Source organism: Corallococcus praedator (assembly GCF_003612125.1).
GTDB lineage: Bacteria > Myxococcota > Myxococcia > Myxococcales > Myxococcaceae > Corallococcus > Corallococcus praedator.
Window position 1 is genome coordinate 32,468 of sequence record NZ_RAWI01000008.1, and the last position, 20,872, is coordinate 53,339.

The 20,872-nt window shown below is 71.4% G+C and carries 1 protein-coding gene (only partly in view); it reads left to right on the forward strand.

All coding sequences use genetic code 11. The features are described from left to right. A protein-coding gene (locus D7Y13_RS02195; RefSeq protein WP_120582673.1) for a non-ribosomal peptide synthase/polyketide synthase crosses the window boundary here: on the forward strand, positions 1-20,872 show its 5' portion. 9,812 nt of this gene lie beyond the right edge of the window; 20,872 of the gene's 30,684 nt are visible here — the first part of the coding sequence; it begins with the start codon at positions 1-3; the stop codon falls past the right edge of the window.

A 20,872-nucleotide genomic window follows, 5' to 3' on the forward strand; every position in this document is an offset into this window, starting at 1 on the left:
GTGCCTGATTTTTCGCGAACCCTTCCTGGCGTCCTGTTGAATCTCGCGGTGGGGCCCTCGGCCCACGCGCCGCTCTACACCTTCCTCGGGGAGGCGGACGGCGAAGAGACCGTGCTCAGCGCGTTCGAGCTGGACGCGCGCGCACGTCGCATCGCCGCGGCGTTGCAGGCACGGGGCGCGGTGGGCGAGCGCGTGCTGCTGCTCTACCCGCCCGGCCTGGACTACGTCGCGGGCTTCTTCGGCTGCCTCTACGCGGGCGCGGTGGCGGTGCCGGCCTACCCGCCGGACCCGATGCGCCTGGAGCGCACCCTGCCCCGGCTGCGCGCCATCATCCAGGACGCGCAGGCATCGGTGGTGCTCACCACGTCGGGCATCCTGGAGCTGTCGGACTTCGTCTTCGAGCAGGCGCCGGACTTCCGCTCGTTGCACTGGATGGCGACGGACGCGCTGCCGGAGGGCGGTGAGAAGGACTGGCGCACGCCGGACGTGGACGCGGAGTCGCTCGCGTTCCTCCAGTACACGTCCGGGAGCACGGGCACGCCCAAGGGCGTGATGCTCACGCACGCGAACCTGCTGCACAACCTGGGGCTCATCCACCACGCGTTCCAGGCGCGGGCGGACAGCGTGGGCGTCATCTGGCTGCCGCCGTACCACGACATGGGCCTCATCGGCGGCATCCTGGAGCCGCTGCACGGAGGGTTCCCGGTGACGTTGATGTCGCCCATGGCCTTCCTCAAGCGGCCCATGGCGTGGCTGGAGGCGGTGTCGCGCTTCGGGGGCACCATCAGCGGCGGTCCGAACTTCGCGTTCGACCTGTGCGTGAGGAAGAGCACGCCCGAACAGCGGCGGGCCCTGGACCTGAGCCGCTGGGAGGTGGCGTTCTGCGGCGCGGAGCCCATCCGTCCGGAGACGCTGGATCGCTTCGTGGAGGCGTTCGGGCCCAGCGGCTTCCGGCGTGAGGCGTTCTATCCCTGCTACGGCTTGGCGGAAGGGACGCTCATCGTCTCCGGAGGCGAGAAGTCGGCCCCGCCGGTGTCGGTGACGATCTCCGGGAGCGCGCTGGAGCGCCACCGCGCGGAGGAGTCCGGCGCGGGTGAACCGGGCGCGCGGACGCTGGTGGGCTGCGGCCGGACGCTGTTGGAGCAGCGGATCGCCATCGTGGATCCGGACACGCTGGAGCGGCGAGCGCCCGGTGAGGTGGGCGAGGTCTGGGTGTCGGGCCCGAGCGTGGCGCGGGGCTACTGGGGCCGTGAGGACGCGACGCGCGAGACGTTCCAGGCGCGCATCGCGCGGGAGGACTCGGGGCCGTTTCTTCGCACGGGCGACCTGGGGTTCCTGCGGCCCGAGGGTGAGCTGTACGTCACCGGCCGGCGCAAGGACCTGATCATCCTGCGGGGCCGCAACCACTACCCCCAGGACCTGGAGGCGACGGTGGAGACCGCACACCCGGCGCTGCGGCCGGGTGGTGTCGCGGTGTTCTCGGTGGAGGTGGCGGGCGAGGAACGCGCGGTCGTCGTGCAGGAGATCGACGTGCGCCGGCTGGAGAGCCTGCGCCAGCAGTTCGAGGCGGTGGACGCGGCGCTCGGCGCCATCCGGCAGCGACTGGCGGAGTCGCATGAGGTGCAGGCGCACGCGGTGGTGCTCATCGAGCCGGGCAGCCTGCCCAAGACGTCCAGCGGCAAGGTGCAGCGGCACGCGTGCCGCACGGGCTTCCTGACCGGAACGTTGCAGGAGGTGAGGACGTGGCGGGAGGCCTCCGATTCCATGGTTGCCTCTGTGTCACAACAGACGGCGCTCGGCAGGGACTCGACGGTCCCAGCCGCGAAGCAGGACGTAGCGGCGGAGCGCCCGTCATCCGGAGTCGCTGCCTCCCAGCCCGTGGTGTTCAGCAGGGACGCGACGGCCCGGCCCTCTGAGCAGGACGTGGTGACATGGCTGCGTGCCGTGGTCGCGCGGCACTTGCGCATGCGCCCCGAGGACATCGACGTCTCGGCGCCGGTGACGCGCTTCGGGTTGGACTCGCTGGGCGCGGTGGAGCTGGCCCATGAGGTGTCCGCGGGCACCGGGCTGCGCGTTCCCATGGAGTGGCTCCTCCAGGGGCCCAGCATCACGTCCCTGGCTCAGCAACTGCTGACCCTCCGCGATGAAGCGGGTCCGGGGCTTGGTGCACCTCGCCGTCGGAACGTGGAAGGCGAACGCGCGGTGTCCTTCGCCCAGGCGGGACTGTGGTTCCTGGATCGGTACGCCCCGGGCGATGTGACCTACAACCTGCCCGCGGCCGTGCGGCTGGAGGGCGCGCTGGACGTGGCCGCGCTGGAGGGCAGCCTCGCGGCGCTCGCGGCCCGCCATGAGGCCCTGAGGACCACCTTCCGGGAGGTGCATGGACGGCCCTCGCAGGTCATCGCCCCGGACGTCGCGCTGCCCCTCACGCGCGTGTCCCTGGAGTCCCTGCCGGCCGGAGCCCGCGAGGCCGAGGCCTCCCGCCTGGCGCACGAAGAGGCCCGCCGCCCGTTCATCCTGGCGCGAGGCCCGCTGGTGCGCACCACGCTCCTGACGCTGGACGCGCGCACGCACCTGCTGGTGCTGGTCATGCACCACACCGTGTCGGACGCCACCTCCATGGCGGTGATGGTGCGCGAGCTGTCCGCGCTCTACGCCGCACGGCTCGAAGGCCGCCCGTCGCCCCTGCCCGCCCTGCCTCTGGGCTACGCCGACTACTCGGACTGGCAGCGGGAATGGCTGGACGGGGGCCGGCTGGAGTCCCAGTTGGAGTATTGGCGCCAGCAGCTCGCCAACGCGCCTCGACTGCTGGAGCTGGCCACGGATCGGCCGCGTCCAGCCGCGCGTGGGACCGCGGGCGCCCGGGTGCCGGTGGTGCTGGAGGCCGGACTCGCGGCCTCGGTGCGGACGCTGGCGGTGCGCGAGGGCGTGACGCCCTTCATGGTGCTGCTCGCGGCCTTCCAGACGGTGCTCGCGCGCCGCTCAGGGCAAGCCGACATCAGCGTGGGCACGGCCATCGCGGGCCGGAGCCGCGCGGAGCTTCAGGGCGTGGTGGGCTTCTTCGTCAACGCGCTGGTGATGCGCACCCGGCTGTCCGGTGAGCCCACCTTCCGGGAGCTGCTGGGCCGGGTGCGGGAGACGGCCCTGGGCGCGTACGCGCATCAGGACGTGCCCTTCGAGAAGGTCGTGGAGGCCCTCAAGCCCCCGCGCGATCGCGGACACACGCCGCTGTTCCAGGTGATGTTCAACCTCCAGGGCGCGCAGGTGGATCCGCCCGCACTGCCGGGCCTCCAGTCGCGCCTGCTGGACGTGCACACCGGCACGGCCATGTTCGACCTGACGCTGTCCCTGGCCGAGTCGCCTCAAGGCTTCGAGGGCTTCCTGGAGTACGCCACCGACCTGTTCGACGCGGACACCGCGATCCGGCTGGCCGGACACCTGCGCGTGCTGCTGGAGGCCGCGATCGAAGCGCCGGACGCGCCGCTCTTCCGCCTGCCGTGGCTTACGTCCGATGAGCGCCAGCAGGTGCTCGTCGCGTGGAACGACACCGTCCGCCCCTACCCCGCCGACAGCACCGTCGCGGCGATCTTCGCGGCGCAGGTCGCGCGTCGCCCGGACGCCATCGCGGTGGAGTCCGAGGACGAACGGCTGACGTACGCGCAGCTCGACGTGCGGGCCAACCAGCTCGCCCATGTCCTCCGGGCCCACGGCGTCGGACCGGACGTGCCGGTGGCGGTGTGCCTGGAGCGCTCGGTGGGCTTCGTCGTCACGGTGCTCGCCATCACCAAGGCGGGCGGGGCCTACGTGCCGCTGGATGTGTCCTACCCCGCGCAGCGGCTGGGCTTCATGCTGGAGGACTCCCGGCCGAGCCTGCTCCTCACCACGCGTGAGCTGCGCGGACGGTTGCACGTCCCCGATGCGTCCCTGCCCTGCCTCTTCGTGGAGGAGCTGACGCTGGAGGGTCAGCCCTCCACCGCGCCGACGGTCGACGTGGGACCGCGCCACCTGGCGTACGTCATCTTCACCTCCGGCAGCAGCGGTCGGCCCAAGGGCGTGGGCGTCGAACAGCGCGGCCTCGTGCGACTCGTGCACGCGGCGCCGTACTCGCGTTATGGCTCGCGCGACACGTGGTTGCTCTTCGCGCCCGTGTCCTTCGACGGCTCCGTGCTGGAGCTGTGGACCCCGCTGCTTCACGGCAGCCGGCTCGTCATCTTCCCCGGCAATGTGCCCGCGGGAGACATGGACACGCTTGCCCGGGTGGTGGAGCGCCATGGCGTCACCTTCGCCCACCTGCCCTCCGGCCTCTTCTCCCAGTTGATGGAGCACCGGCCCGACATCCTCGGGCGCCTGCGCGAGTTGCACGCGGGCGGCGACATCGTCTCCGTGCCGCACGTGCGTCGGGCGGTGGAGACGCTGGGACGGCCCTTCACCAACGGCTACGGTCCCACGGAGTGCTCGGTGGTCGCCACCACCTTCACGGTGGAGCGGCCGGAGCAGATCGGCGCATCGGTGCCCATTGGTGCGCCGCTCGCCAACACGACGGTGTACGTGCTGGACGCTCGGCTGGAGCCGGTGCCCGTGGGCGTGCCGGGCGAACTGTTCCTCGGCGGTGATGGCGTGGCCCGGGGCTACGTGTCGCGGCCGGATCTGACGGCGGAGCGCTTCATCCCGGATGCGCAGGGCACCACGCCCGGCGCGCGGCTGTACCGCACGGGCGACCTGGTCCGCTGGCTTCCCACCGGGGTGCTGGAGTTCCTGGGTCGAGCCGACCATCAGGTGAAGGTGCGCGGCTTTCGCATCGAGCTGGCGGAGGTGGAGGCCGCGCTGCGCGAACAGCCCGAGGTGCAGGAGGTCGCGGCGGTGGTGCGCGAGGACGTGCCCGGGGACAAGCGGCTCGTCGTCTACGCGATGCCGCGTGCCGGGCACTCGCTGGAGACCGCGCGGATGCGCGAGGCCCTGCGACAGCGGTTGCCGGAGTACATGGTGCCGTCGGTGTTCGTGACGCTGGCCACCCTGCCCCTGAATCCCAGCGGCAAGGTGGACCGCAAGGCCCTGCCCGCTCCGGACGCCGCGTCCACCGGACGGCAGGACCGCTTCGTGGAACCCACCCATCCGCTGGAGCAGCGCATCGCCCCGGTGTGGGCCCGTGAGCTGTCCACCGACCGGGTGGGCGTGCACGATCACCTCTTCGACGATCTGGGTGGCACGTCGCTGTCCGTGGTGCGCATCGCCGCGCGCTTGAGCGAGGAGCTGGGCCACGACGTGCCCGTGGTGTGGCTGTTCGAACACCCCACGGTGGAGGCGCTCGCGCAGCGCCTGGAGCGCGAGTCCCAGGGGCCGGGAGCCGCCGAGGCCCCCATGCCCGGTCACCGCCCCCGCGAGGCCCCGCAGGCCAGCGCCTCGGGTTCCATCGCGATCATCGGCATGGCCGGCCGCTTCCCGGGTGCGAAGACCGTGGCGGAGTTCTGGAGCAATCTGCGCGGGGGCGTGGAGTCCATCTCACGCTTCACGCCGGAGGAGCTGGAGCACATGCCCGGCCTGCCGGAAGGGCTGGAGCTGTGGCACCACCCGGCGTTCGTCCCGGCCGCCGGCATCCTGGAGGGCGTGGAGCAGTTCGACCATGCCTTCTTCAACATGTCCCTGCGCGAGGCCCAATTCACGGATCCGCAGCAGCGGCTGTTCCTCCAGACGGCGTGGACCGCGCTGGAGGACGCGGGCGTGGATCCGGAGCGCTTCCCCGGGGCCATCTCGCTGTACGCGGGGGCCTCCGGTTCCGGCTACTCGGAGACCGTGCGGCAGGCGATGCCGCTGGATGCGGCGTCGTTCCTGGAACTGCAAGGCACCGCCACGCACGAGAGCCTGGCGACCAAGACGTCCTTCAAGCTGGGGCTGACCGGTGAGAGCACGCTGCTCTACACCGCGTGCTCCACGGGCCTCGTCGCGGTGCACCTGGCCTGCAAGAGCCTCCGAGGGGGCGAGTCCGACGTGGCGCTCGCGGGCGCGACGCGGCTGGCGGTGCCGCAGCGCACGGGCTACGTGCACCAGGAAGGGCTCATCTTCTCGCCGGATGGCCACTGCCGCGCGTTCGACGCGAAGGCGAAGGGCACGCTGTCCGGCAACGGCGTGGGCGCGGTGGTGCTCAAGCGCCTGGAGGACGCGGTCCGGGATGGCGATGCCATCTACGCCGTCATCCGGGGCTCGGCCCTCAACAACGACGGCCTGCACAAGTCCGGCTTCACCGCGCCCAGCGTGCGCGGACAGGCCGCCGTGGTGACGCAGGCCCTGACCAACGCGGGCGTGTCGCCGAAGGCCATCGGTTACGTGGAGGCCCACGGCACCGCGACCCCGCTGGGCGACCCGATTGAAGTGGCGGCCCTGACGCGCGCCTACGGCCTGGGGCCGGAGCACCGGGGCACCATCGCGCTGGCGTCGCTGAAGACGAACGTGGGCCACCTGGACACGGCCGCGGGGCTCGCGGGCCTGATGAAGGCCGCGCTCGCACTGCACCACGGAGAGATTCCGCCCAGCCTCCACTTCGAGCAGCCCAACCCGCAGATCGACTTCGAGGCGAGCCCGTTCTTCGTCAACACGGCGTTGCGGCCGTGGCCTCGCGGTGAGAGGCCCCGCTTCGCCGCGGTCAGCTCGTTCGGCATCGGCGGCACCAACGCGCACGCCGTCCTCGGGGAAGCCCCCCTGCGGCGGAGCGGCGCGACTTCGCGTTCCCACCAGCTCGTCCTGCTGTCCGCGCGCACGCCGGAGGCACTGGAGGCGGCGACGCGTCAGCTGGAGGCGCATGTGCTCGCGGGGATGGAGGGCCAGTCCCTGGCGGACCTGGCCTTCACGCTCGGCGTGGGCCGCAAGGTGTTCGAGTTCCGCAAGGCGCTGGTGGCGAAGGACGGGGAGGATCTGGCGCGGCAGCTTCGCAAGCCGGTGGCAGCGGTGAAGGGAGCGCCGCGTGCGCCGCGCGTGGCGTTCGTGTTCTCCGGCCAGGGCGCGCAGCAGGTCGCCATGGGCCGCGAGCTGGCGGAGGCCTCGCCGGCGTTCCGCGCGCACCTGGGGGCGTGCCTCGCGCTGTTGGATGCGCCGCTGCGTGAGCGCGTGTCGGAGCTGCTGCGTCCGGCGGAGGGCGCGGACGTCAAGGCGAGCCTCGCGGACACGCGCGTGGCGCTGCCCGCGTTGTTCAGCGTGCAGGTGTCCCTGGCGTGGCTGTGGCGAGACCTTGGGGTGACGCCGCACGCGGTGCTGGGTCACAGCTTCGGGGAGTACGCGGCGGCATGCGTCGCGGGCGTGCTGTCCCTGGAGGACGCGATGCGCCTCGCGGTCACGCGCGGGGAGCTGATGCACCACCTGCCTCCGGGCGCGATGCTCGCGGTGGCGTTGCCCCAGGAGCAGGTGCTGCCGCTGCTGTCGGAGCGACTGTCGGTCGCGGCAGTGAATGCGCCGGACCGGTGCGTGGTGTCCGGGCCGGTGGAGGAAGTGGAGCGGCTGGAGGCGGAGCTGCGCCAGCGCAAGGCGGGAGCAGTGCGGATGCCCGCGCCGCATGCGTTCCACTCGGCGGATGTGGAGCCGCTGATGCCGGAGCTGGCGCGGGTGGTGGCTTCACTGCGCCGTTCGGAGCCGGCGGTCCGGTACGTGTCCGGCCTCTCGGGCACGCTGACGCGGCCGGGACAGCTCACGGATCCCGACTACTGGGCGCAGCAGATGCGCCAGCCGGTGCGCTTCAGCGACGCGGTGGGAGCACTCCAGGAAGAGGGCTGCGCGGTGTTGCTGGAAGTAGGGCCCGGCCAGGACCTGACGCCACTGGTCCGCTCGAACCTGAGCATGGACGGCGATCGCGTCCGCGCGCTGGCGTCGCTGCGCCGGGGCGGGACGACGACGGAGACGCAGTCCTGGCTCCAGGCCGTGGGCGAGCTGTGGACTGCAGGCGTCCTCGTGGATTGGAGCGCGTTCTACGCGCACGAGCAGCGACTGCGGCTGCGCCTGCCGACGTACGCGTTCCAGGAGAAGGCCGCATGGGTGGAGCCGCGCGCCCGCGCCCTGCCCTCCCACTTCATGGCCCCGGGACAGCGCGCCATATCGGCGGCCCCTGTTCACTCCGACGCCGCGAATCTGGAGACACCGCCCTCGATGCCCACGGCTGGCATCGGGAACGCGGAGGCTCCCTCCACGGTGCCCACGGCGAGCGCAACGTCCTCCGCCGTGCGTCCCCTGCTGCCGGGCCTCACCGCGCACACTGCGTCCACCGCCGTGGTCCCCGCCCCTGTTCCCGCGGGCCGTGAGGACGCGCCGCGCGGTGAACTGGAAGAGCGCGTCGCCGCGCTGTGGCGTGAGCGCCTGGGCATGGACTTCGTCGGCCGCGACGACAACTTCCTCGAGATCGGCGGCAACTCGCTGACGGCCGCCCAGCTCCTCAACCAACTGCGCGACACCTTCGGCGTCCAGTTGCCGCTGGCCGCGCTCTTCGAGGCTCCCACCGTCGCCGGCATCGCCCAGCGCCTGGAGCCGCTGTTGCTCCAGGCCCCCCAGGCTCCCGTCACGGCGGAGCTGCCCCTGGTGCCCCGTCCCCGCACGGAGACGCTGCCCCTGTCCTTCGTGCAGGAGCGCGTCTGGCGCCTGGAACAGCACCTGCCCGGCCTGTCCGCGTACACCATCCCGTTCGTCCTGCGGCTTGAAGGCGTCGTGAACGCCGACGTCCTGGAGCGAGGCATCCAGGAGATCGTCCAGCGCCACGAAGCGCTGCGCACGACTTACGACGTGGTGGACGGCCGCCCCGTGCAGCGCTTCCACGCGAAGATGCACGTCCCCCTCACGCGCGTGGAACTCCAGGGCCCACCGGAGACGCGCGAGGCCGAGGCCCTGCGCATCGCGCGCGAGGACGCCGCCGCGCCGTACGACCTGGTCCACGGCCCCGTGATGCGCGCCACGCTGGTGCGCCTGGAAGCCCGGCACCACCTGCTGGTGGCTGGCATCCACCACATCGTCTGCGACACGCTCTCCATCGCGCTCTTCGTCCAGGAGCTGGGCCAGCTCTACGACGCCTTCATCGAAGGCCGTCCGTCGCCCCTGCCCCCGCTGCCCATCCAGTACGCGGACTTCGGCGCATGGCAGCGCCAGAGCATCGCGGAAGCGCGCCTGCCCGAGCAGGAGCAATGGTGGCGTCAGCGGCTGGCCGCCATGCCCCGGCAGCTCGATCTGCCCACCGATCGTCCCCGGCCCGCGAACAGCCCGCTCACCTCCGCGCGCCTGGACGTCGAATTCCCGTCGACGCTCGCGCGGGAGCTGTCCGCCTTCGCCAAGCGCGAGGGCTTCACCGGCTACATGACGGTGCTCGCGGCGTGGCAGACGCTGCTGCACCGTTACAGCGGGCAGTCGGACCTCATCGTCGGCACGCCCATCGCGAACCGCACCCGGCCAGAGCTGTTCCCGCTCATCGGCTACGTGGCGCACTCGGCCGCATTCCGCACCCGCTTCGTGGGCGACCCGACCTTCCGCGATCTGCTCGCGCAGATCCGCGAAGAGGTGAACGACGCCCAGGCGCGTCCGGATGTGCCCTTCGAATACCTGGTGGAAGCGCTCATCCCCGGCAAGGACATTGGCAAGGGCCGCATGGCCGACTCCGTGTTCGTCTTCCACTCGGGCGCCAGCGCTGGCGCGACGACGCTGGAACTCAAGGGCATGCGCGGCTCGCTGGTGGAGGTGCCCGACACGCCCGTCCAGTGGGGCGCCACGCTGGCCGACCTCACGCTGGTGCTCTTCGAGTCCACCGGCCGCCTCCACGGCGCGCTGGAGTACGCGACGGAGCTGTTCGACACGGGCACCGTGAAGCGCCTGATGGAGCACTTCCAGGTGCTGCTGTCCGCAGCGATCTTCCAGCCCGACACGCACCTCTCCCGCCTGCCCCTGTCCACGGAAGCCGAGCGGCGCGCCTGGCCGCGTCCTCGCACCGTGGCGGGCTTCACCTCCGTGCCCGCCCTCCTCGCGGACCGGCGCGCCCGTCAGGCGGACACCGTCGCGGTGTCACGCGGTGAGCAGCACTGGACCTGGGCCGCGCTGGGCGCCCGGGCAGGCGCCCTGGCCACGCGGTTGAAGTCGCTCGGCGTGAAGGCAGGGACTCCCGTGGCCGTGAGCCTTCGCGCCTCACCGGAGAAGCTGGCCGCGCTGTGGGGCGTGCTGGAGGCCGGAGGCGCGGGGGTCGCGCTGGGGCCCTCCGACCTGGGCGGCCTGCCGGGCTACGCGACCGACGGCGCGCGCGTGCCGGTGCTCATCACCTCACGCGAGCTCGTCACCTCCGTGCGCGTGGAGGCTTCGCGCGTGCTGTACGTGGAGGACGTCCTCGACACCGGGGAGCCCTCGCTCCCCCACGAGGATGCCGCGAACGCGGACGCGCTGGCGTGGCTGTTGGATCGGCGCGCGGGACAGCCCGCGTGGGCCCTGGGCCACCGCGAACTGGCGGAGTTCTTCACGGGCCTGGACGCGCGACTGTCCCCCACCGAAGGGGGCACGTGGCTGGCCGCGAGCGAGTCGGCGCCGGACCGGCCGGACCTGGAGGCGCTGTGGGCGCTCTCCCGAGGACTGCGCGTGGTGTTCCCACCGGAGCAGGTGACGGCGCGGCTGGTGCACCTGCACGGTGGCGGTCCTCGCGCGAAGGCGATGGACCTGAGCCTCATCTACTTCGCCAACGACGAGGACTCGATCACCGGGCCCAAGTACGAGCTCCTGATGGAGGGCGCGAAGTTCGCGGACGCGAACGGCTTCTCCGCCGTGTGGACGCCGGAGCGGCACTTCCACTCCTTCGGAGGCCTGTACCCGCAGCCGGCGGTGATCTCCGCCGCGCTCGCCGCCATCACGAAGAACCTGCGCCTGCGCTCCGGCAGCGTGGTGCTGCCGCTGCATGATCCGCTGCTCATCGCGGAGCAGTGGTCCGTGGTGGACAACGTGTCCCAGGGCCGCGTGGGTCTCTCCGTGGCCACGGGCTGGCACGTGCACGACTTCACCTTCGCGCCGGCCAACTACGAGAACCGGCGCGACATCCTCCTGCAGAACCTGAAGACGCTGCGAGCGCTGTGGCGTGGCGAGAAGGTGACCCGGCCAGCGGGTGGCGGCACGACGGTGGAGCTGTCGCTGCGTCCCAAGCCGGTGCAGAAGGAGCTGCCGGTGTGGCTCACTGCGACGGTGAACCCGGACACCTTCCGGCTGGCGGGCGAGCTGGGCGCGGGCGTGCTGACGGGCCTGATGTCGCACTCGCTGGAGGAGCTGAAGTCGAAGGTGGCCCTCTACCGCGACGCGTGGCGCCGCAACGGACACCCGGGCCGCGGCCACATCACCTGCATGCTGCACACGTACCTGGGAGACGACGAGGCGGAGGTGTTGCGCACGGTGCGTCAGCCGCTGCTCGACTACTTCCGAAGCTCGGCGGACATCTCCACGTCCCTGCTGCGGGCGCAGGGCTACCAGGGCGACATCGAGAAGCTGTCCCCGGACGACATCAACGCGCTGCTGGAGCACACCTTCGAGCACCACGCGAAGACGACGGGCCTCATCGGCACGGTGGAGAGCGGCCTGAAGCGGCTGCGCGAGGTGCGCGAGGCGGACGTGGACGAGGTGGCCGCCCTCCTCGACTTCGGCCTCGAAACTCCGGTGGTGCTGGAGGGCCTGCGCCGGCTGGCCACGGTGCGCGAACGGATGGACGCGGAGGGCACCGCCCGCCAGGAGCAGGTGCTGGTGGAGGGCGAACAGGGCGTGGAGGGGCTCCTCGCGCTCGCGAAGCAGCCCGGTCCGGTGCTGATGCACGCGTCGGCCCGGCTCGCGCGCACGCTGGCGGACCTGTCCGGGGCCCGGGAGTCCCTGGGCGCGGTGGGCGCGCTGGTGCTGGAGGACGCGTCGGTGGAGCTGGCCTCCGCGCTGCACCAGACCGCGGGCGTGGAGGTGCTCCTGTCCGGAGGCACCAGCGACGGTGCGCTCCTGCCCCGCGCGCCCGACGAACGAGTCCCCTCCAGCCTCCAGGCCTGGGTGCTGGACCCGGCGGGACAGCCGGTGCCCGTGGGTGTGGTGGGAGAGCTGGCCCTCGCGGGCGCGGGGCTCCCCGGAGGCCTGTGGAAGGCCGAGGAGGAGGCGCGTCACCGGTGGATCCCGCATCCGACGGAGGTCTCCGCGCGGCTGTTCCGCACTGGCCGCCACGCGCGTCTGCGCGCGGATGGCCGGGTGGATCCGGTGACGCTGCGCCTGCCTCCGCCCGTGACGCGTCCACGCACGGAGGCGCCCCCGCGCCCCGTCGCAAGCCCGGCTGCTCCCAGTGGGCCGCCGCCCATCCTGAGGGCGCCCAGGAACCCGCCGCCGCCGCTGTCCTTCGCGCAGCAGCGGCTGTGGTACCTCCAGCAGTTGGAGCCTTCGAGCAGCGCGTACAACAACGCGTCCTCCTTCCGCCTCACGGGGGAGCTGGACGTCGCCGCGCTCCAGGCCGCGCTGAACGAACTGGTGGCCCGGCACGAAGTGCTGCGCACGACGTACGCCCTGCGGGATGACCGCGCGGTGCAGCTCGTCCATCCGGCGCAGGGCCTGCCCCTGCCGTTCGTGGAAGCGACCGGCGACACGCCCGAGGCCCGCGAAGCGGAGATGGTGCGGCTGTGCCAGGGGTTCATCACCCTGCCCTTCGACCTGGAGAAGGTCGTCCTCCGCGCGTGGCTCGTGCGCGTGGAGCCGCGGGTGCATGTGCTGGCGCTGGTGCTCCACCACGCGGTGTCCGACGCGTGGTGCACCATGGTGCTCGCGCGCGAGCTGACGGTGCTCTACGCGACGTACAGCGCGGGCATGAAGTCCTCGCCGCTGCCGCCACTGCCGGTGCAATACGCGGACTACGCGGTGTGGCAGCGGGAGTGGCTGGAAGGCGCGGTCATGGAGGAGCAGGTCGCGTGGTGGAAGCAGCGACTGCTCGGGGCGCCCACGTTGGAGCTGCCCACGGACCGACCGCGTCCGGCGATGCAGTCCTTCGCGGGAGCGCTGTACCGCTTCCAGCTTCCGGCCGAGGTATCGGAGCCGCTGCTGGCCCTGGGGCGCAAGCAGGGCGCCACGTCGTTCATGGTGATGATGGCGCTCTTCCAGACGCTGCTGTCGCGCTACTCGGGACAGGACGACTTCGTGGTGGGCACGCCCATCGCGGGCCGCACGCGTCCCGAGGTGGAAGGGCTGATTGGCTGCTTCGTGAACACGCTGGCCTTCCGCACGAAGCTGGAGGGAACGCCGTCGTTCGCGGAGCTGCTGGGCCGGGTGCGGGCCCAGGCGCTGGAGGCGTACGCACGTCAGGACGCGCCCTTCGAGCGCATCCTGGACACGCTGGGCCTGCCGCGCGACCTGAGCCGCACGCCGCTGTACCAGGTCGTCCTCAACGTGCTCAACACGCCGGAAGCCAAGGCCCAGCTGCCGTCGCTGGAGCTGACCCCGGTGGAGGTCTCCACGGACACGTCCAAGTTCGATCTGGGCCTGGAGATCTGGGAGAACCGCACGGGCATCACCTGCCGCTTCGAGTACGCCACCGCCCTCTTCGACGAGGCGACCGTGGCGCGGATGGCGGAGCACCTCCTGGAGCTCGCGCGTCAGGTCACCGCGAATCCGGAGGCACCGCTCGCGCACCTGCCCATGATGGGCGAGGCGGAGCGGCAGCAGGTCCTGGTCGAGTGGAACGCGACGGGCGGCGAGTACCCGCGTGACGCCAGCATCCATGACCTGTTCATGGCGCAGGCCGCGCAACGGCCCGGAGCCGTGGCCCTGGAGTTCGGGGACACGCGCCTGACGTACGCCCAGTTGGATGCGCGCACGAACCAGTGGGCGCACCTGCTGCAAGAGCACGGCGTGGGCCCGGACGTCCTGGTGGCGGTGTGCCTGGATCGCTCCGTCGAGCTGATCGTCTCGCTGCTGGCCATCCTCAAGGCAGGCGGCGCGTACCTGCCGCTGGACGCGGCATACCCGGCGCAGCGTCTGACCGCGATGCTGGAGGACGCACCGCCGAAGCTGCTGCTGACCACGCGGGAGGTGCGCGCGAAGCTGGCCGTGGACGACGCCCTGCCCTGCCTCTTCGTGGAGGAGGCGCGGCTGGAGGCGCGGCCCACGTCACCCGTGCACTCGGGAACGCACTCGCGCCATTTGGCGTACGTGGACTTCACGTCGGGCAGCACCGGGCGTCCCAAGGGCGTGGCGGTGGAGCACCGGGGCGTGCTGCGGCTCTTGCACAACGCGTCCTTCACGGAGCTGGGACCGAAGGCGGTGTTCCTGCACATCGCGCCCATCTCCTTCGATGCTTCGACGCTGGAGATCTGGGGACCGCTGCTCTTCGGCGGGAGGCTCGTCGTCTTCCCGGCCAGCTCGCCGTCGGACCTGGAGTTGCTGGCCAGTACGATCCACCGGTATCGCGTGACCACGCTGTGGGTGACCTCGGGCCTCTTCTCGCAGGTGGTGGATCTGAAGCCCGAAGCCCTGTGGGGCGTGCGGCAGGTGCTCACCGGAGGCGATGTCATCTCCGCGCCCCACGTGCGCACCGTGGTGCAGGACCTGGGCATCTCCGTCAGCGCGGCCTACGGCCCGACGGAGACGACGGTCTTCGCGTCCACGCACCGCATGACGGACGGGGCCCAGGTGGGTACGTCCATCCCGATTGGCCGGCCCATCTCCGAGACGCAGTTCTACGTCCTGGACGCGCACGGACAGCCGCTGCCCGCCGGAATCCCCGGTGAGATCTTCATCGGCGGAGATGGCCTCGCACGCGGCTACCTGTCGCGGCCGGACCTGACCGCCGAGCGCTTCGTCCCGAATCCCTTCTCCGCCACGCCGGGCGAGCGCCTCTACCGCACCGGAGACCTGGGGCGCTGGAGGGCCGACGGGGTGATGGAGTTCGTGGGCCGGGCGGATGACCAGGTGAAGGTGCGGGGCTTCCGCATCGAGCTGGGCGAAGTGGAAGCCGCGGTGCTCGCCCACCCGGACGTGCGCGAGGCCGTGGCGTTGGTGCGCGAGGAGGTGGCCGGCGACAAGCGGCTCACCGTCTGGTTCGTCGCGGACCGGGAGCTGGAGCCGGGCACGCTGCGCGAGTTCCTGACGCAGCGGCTGCCGGAGTACATGCTGCCGTCGGCGCTGGTGCCTCGCGATGCGTTGCCCCTGACGCCCAACGGCAAGGTGGACCGCAAGGCGCTGCGCGCGGTGGAGATCACCCAGCCCGTCGCGAGCACCTACGAAGCACCCGTGACGCCCACGGAAGAGGCCCTGGCCGCCATCTGGGCGGAGCTGTTGCGCGTCCCCGCGGTGGGACGCAATGACAACTTCTTCGAGCTGGGTGGCCACTCGCTGCTGGCCATGCAGGTGGTCGCGCGCCTGCGGGCACGGTTCGGGGTGGAGCTGCCGCTGCGCGCGTTCTTCGAACGGGCCACGGTCTCGGTGCTGGCCGAGCGGATCGACTCGCTCCGGGGTGTCGCTGGAACCGCGTCGGCCCCGGCCCCGCTCATCGCCGTGAAGCGGCCGGACGTCCTGCCCCTCTCGTTCGCGCAGCAGCGGCTGTGGTTCATCGACCAGTTGGAGCCGGGCAGCAACGTCTACAACATCCCCATCGGCTTGAGCTTCCACGGCACGCTGGACGTGGACGCCCTGCGCGCAAGCCTCGATGCGCTGATGGCGAGACACGAAGCCCTGCGCACCACGTTCCGGGAGGAAGGGGGCCAGCCCGTCCAGGTCCTTCACGCGAAGCTCCAGGTGCCGTTCGAGACGGTGGACCTGACGCACGTGCGGGATGCGCAGGCCCAGGCCCTGCGCCTGCGGGTGGAAGAAGCACAGCGCCCGTTCAGCTTGAGCGAGGGACCGCTGATGCGCGCCCTGCTGCTGAAGCTCGGAGCGCAAGAGCACCAACTGGTGCTGAACACGCACCACATCGTCTCCGACGGCTGGTCCCTGGGCGTCCTGGTGCGTGAGATCAACGCCTTCTACGAGGCGTTCCTCCAGCGCCGTCCCCCTGCCCTGCCGGCCCTGCCCGTGCAGTACGCGGACTTCGCCGTCTGGCAGCGCGACTGGCTCCAGGGCGAGAAGCTGGAGGCGCAGCTCTCCTGGTGGAAGGAGGCCTTGGCCGGAGCCTCCGGCGTCCTGGAGCTGCCCACGGACAAGCCCCGTCCCGCCGTCCCCGCCCAGGGGGGCGCGATGGTGCCGGTGCGCATCCCGCGAGCCCTGAGCGAGCAGGTGGAGGCGCTGGCGAAGCAGGAGAACGTCACGCCGTTCATGGTGTTGCTCGCGGCCTTCCAGACGTTGCTGCACCGGTACTCCGGGCAGGACGACGTGCTGGTGGGCTCGCCCGTCGCGAACCGGCGGCAGGCGGAGACGGAGGGCCTCATCGGCTTCTTCGTGAACACGCTGGTCCTGCGGGCCCGCTTCGGTGAGGCGCGCACGTTCCAGGAACTGCTCGCGCAGGTGCGCGCCACGACGATGGGAGCGCAGGAGCACCAGGACGTCCCGTTCGAGAAGCTGGTGGAGGCGTTGCAGCCGGCGCGGGACCTGGGACGGACGCCGTTCTTCCAGGTCCTCTTCGTGCTCCAGAACGCGCCGCTGCCGCAGCTGTCGCTGCCCGGCGTGACGATGCGGCTGATGGAGACGGATTCGGCGAGCGCTCGCTTCGACCTGGAGCTGTCGCTGTTCTGCAACCCGGAGGGCTTCGAGGGCGTGCTCCTCTACCGCACGGACCTCTTCGAGCCCGAGACAGCGGCGCGCATGGTCCGGCACCTGGAGCTGTTGGTCGGAGCGATGATCGCTTCCCCCACCCTTCCGCTGGATCGACTCCCGCTCATCTCCCAGGACGAACGTCAGCAGGTCCTGGTGCGGTGGAACGACACGCGCGTGGAGCACCCGCGCGGCGAGCGCATCCACGACCTCTTCGAGCAGCAGGTCGCGAGGACGCCAGACGCCGTCGCCGTCGTGTTCGAGGGACAGCGCCTCACGTACGCGCAGCTCGACGCGAAGGCCAACCAGCTCGCGCACCACCTGGGCACGCTGGGCGTGGGCCCCGAGTCGCTGGTGGGCGTGTGCCTGGAGCGCTCGCTGGAGCTGGTCGTGGCGCTGCTGGGCGTGCTCAAGGCCGGCGCGGCCTACGTGCCGTTGGATCCGGCCTACCCGCGCGATCGCCTCCAGTGGATGTTGGAGGACACCCAGGCGCCCGTGCTGCTGGTGCAGGAGCACCTCGTCTCCAAGCTGCCCCTGGAGGGTTCGGGGACCCAGGTCGTGAACCTGGACACCGGCTGGGAGCGGATCGCCCAGCACCCCACGACGCCTCCGGCGGCTCGGGGTTCCTCCGAGGCGCTGGCCTACGTCATCTTCACGTCGGGCAGTACGGGCCGTCCGAAGGGCGCGATGAACGCGCACACGGGCGTCGTCAACCGCCTTCGCTGGATGCAGCAGGCGTACGGACTCACGTCGGAAGACGCGGTGTTGCAGAAGACGCCGTTCAGCTTCGACGTGTCCGTCTGGGAGTTCTTCTGGCCGCTGATGGCGGGAGCGCGGTTGGTGGTGGCGCGTCCCGGTGGCCACCAGGAGCCGGCCTATCTGGTGCGGCTGTTGGCCGAGCAGCGCATCACCACCGCGCACTTCGTGCCGTCCATGCTGCGCGTCTTCGTGGAGGAGCCGGGCCTGGAGGGCCTGACGCACCTGCGCCGCGTGGTGTGCAGCGGCGAAGCCCTGCCCGCGGACCTGGTGCGCCGTGCCTACGCGCGACTGCCCGTCGCGGAGGTGCTCAACCACTACGGCCCCACCGAGGCGGCTGTGGAGGTCACCTCCTGGCACTGCCCGCGCACGGAGGACCTGCGCCGCGTGCCCATCGGTCGTCCCGGGGCGAACACGCGACTCTACGTGCTCGACCGCCATGGCCAGCCCGTGCCGGTGGGCGTCTCCGGTGAGCTGTTCCTCGCGGGCGTGCAGGTGGGCCGGGGCTACTGGCGTCGCCCGGAGCTGACGGCGGAGCGCTTCCTTCCGGATCCGTTCAGCCCCACGCCCGGCGCGCGCATGTACCGCACGGGCGACGTGGCGCGCTGGCTGCCCGACGGTACGGTGGAGTTCCTGGGGCGCGCCGACTTCCAGGTGAAGCTGCGCGGCTTCCGCATCGAGCCCGGCGAAGTCGAAGCCGTGCTGCGGCAGGTGCCCGGGGTTCAGGAGGCGGTGGTGCTGGCCCGGGAGGACGTGCCCGGTGACATGCGCCTCGTGGGCTACCTCGTGCCCTCTAGGAACACGCTGGAATTGGACGCGGTGAAGGCCTTCGTCGCGAAGCAACTCCCCGAGTACATGGTGCCCTCCGCGTGGGTGCCACTGCCGTCCCTTCCGCTCAACGCCAACGGCAAGCTGGACCGCAAGGCCCTGCCCAGGCCGGAAGCAGGCGCGGAGCGCACGCGCGTCTACGTGGCCCCCCGCGACCCGACGGAGCAGGCGCTCGCCTCGCTCTGGGAGTCAGTGCTGGGCGTGAAGCAGGTGGGCGTCCAGGACAGCTTCTTCGAGCTGGGTGGACACTCGCTGCTGGCGACGCAGGCGGTGTCGCGCATGCGCGCGGCCTTCAACGTCGAGCTGCCCCTGCGAGCCCTCTTCGAAGCGCCCACGATCGAGGCGCTGGCCCGGAAGGTGGAGTCGGCCCGGCAGTCGGGCCATCGCGCGACGATGCCCGCGCTCGTGAAGCAGGAGCGCACGGGCGAGGAGCCGCTGTCCTTCGCGCAGCAGCGCCTCTGGTTCCTGGATCAGCTCCAGCCGGACAGTGCCTTCTACAACCTGCCCGCGGCCGTCCGGCTGTCGGGCCCACTGGATGTGGAGGCCCTGCGCCGCACCTTCGATGAACTGGTGCGGCGTCACGAGTCCCTGCGCACGACCTTCCAGGGGCGTGACGGTCAGCCGGCGCAGGTCGTCACGCCGTCGGTGAAGTCCGTGCTGGAGTCGGTGGACCTCGAAGCGCTGCCCGCCACCGAGCGTGAAGCCGAGGTCCAGCGTCGAGCGCAGTCGGAATCCCAGCGTCCGTTCGACCTGAGCCAGGGCCCCCTGTTCCGGGCGAAGCTGCTGCGGCTGAGCGCCACCGAGCACGTGCTGGTGCTGGTGATGCACCACATCGTGTCGGACGGCTGGTCCGTGAGCGTGTTGGTGAAGGAAGTGGGTGCCCTCTACGGGGCCTTCAGGCAAGGCCATGCGTCGCCGTTGCCGGAGCTGCCGGTGCAGTACGCGGACTACGCGGCATGGCAGCGGGGCTGGCTGCGCGGTGACGTGTTGGAGGCGCAGCTTTCCTGGTGGCGTCAGCAGTTGGAAGGCGCCCCGCCCGCGTTGGAGCTGCCGACGGACAAGCCGCGTCCGGCGGTGCAGCGCTACCGGGGCGCAAGCCATTCGGTGGCCCTGCCGCGCTCGCTGGAGGAGCAGGTCAAGGCGCTGGCCCAGCGCGAGGGCGTCACGTCCTTCATGCTGCTGCTGGCGGCCTGGCAGGTGGTGCTGTCGCGCTACAGCGGGCAGCAGGACATCAGCGTGGGAACGCCCATCGCGGGCCGGAACCAGACGGAGCTGGAAGGGCTCATCGGCTTCTTCGTCAACACGTTGGTGATCCGTGCGCGACTGGAAGGCAGTCCGACCTTCCGGCAGGTGCTGCGCCAGGTGAAGGAGACGACGCTGGGCGCGTACGCGCACCAGGAGGTGCCGTTCGAGAAGCTGGTGGAGGAGCTGAAGCCAGAGCGCGACCTGAGTCGCACGCCGCTGTTCCAGGTGTCCTTCACGCTGAACGCAGCGGTGCTCGCGGAAGGCCAGTCCCTGCCGGGCGGTCTGTCCCTGCGAGCGATGGAGACGGAAGGCTCGGCGTCGAAGTTCGACATGACGCTGTCCATGGCGGAGACGGGCCAGGGGCTGGCGGCGACGCTGACGTACAACACGGACCTCTTCGAGGAAGGCACCGCGAAGCGGCTGCTCAATCACCTGGGCGTCCTCCTGGAAGAAGTGACGGTCCGCCCCGACACGCGCGTCGCGGAGGTGGCCCTGCTGCGAGGCGCCGAGGCGCAGCGGGTGCTGGTGGAGTGGAACCAGACGCAGGCGGAGTTCCCACGAGAGTCCACGCTGCACGGCCTCTTCGAGACACAGGCCCGGAAGACGCCGGACGCGGTGGCGATCGTCAGCGAGGAAGGGACGTTCAGCTACCGGCAGGTGAATGAAGCCGCCGAAGCACTGGCGGACAAGCTGCGCGCCTGGGGCGTGGGCCCGGAGGTGAAGGTGGGCCTGGCGCTGGAGCGTTCCGCCGCGCTGGTGATCGCGCAGGTGGCGACGCTGAAGGCGGGAGGCGCCTGGGTGCCGCTGGACGTGGAGTATCCGGCGGAGCGGCTGGGCTTCATGGTGAAGGACAGCGGCGCGGCCCTGGTGCTGGCACATGCGGCGCGTGCGCACGAACTGCCCGCGACGTCCGTGCGCGTGGTCCACGTGGAGGAAGCGCTCGCCGCGACGGCCCCCGCGCAAGGCCTCGCCCGCGACGAAGCCCGGGCATCCGTGGATGCCGACGCCCTGGCGTACGTCATCTACACGTCGGGCAGCACCGGCATGCCGAAGGGCGTAGGCATGGGCCACCGCGCCGTCGTCAACCACCTGCACTGGCGGCAGGTGCGCTTCCCGATGAGCGGGAGCGACGCGTTCCTGGCGAAGGCCTCCAGCAGCTTCGACATCTCGGTGTGGGAGGTCTGGGCCCCGCTGGTGAGCGGTGCACGGCTCGTGTTGGCGAAGCCGGGAGGCCAGCGCGACACGGAGTACCTGGTGAACGCAGTGGCGGAGCACGGGGTCACCCACCTGCACTTCGGACCGGCGCCCCTGGGAGCCTTCCTGGAGGCCTCGGGCGTGGAGGGATGCGCACGCCTGCGGTACG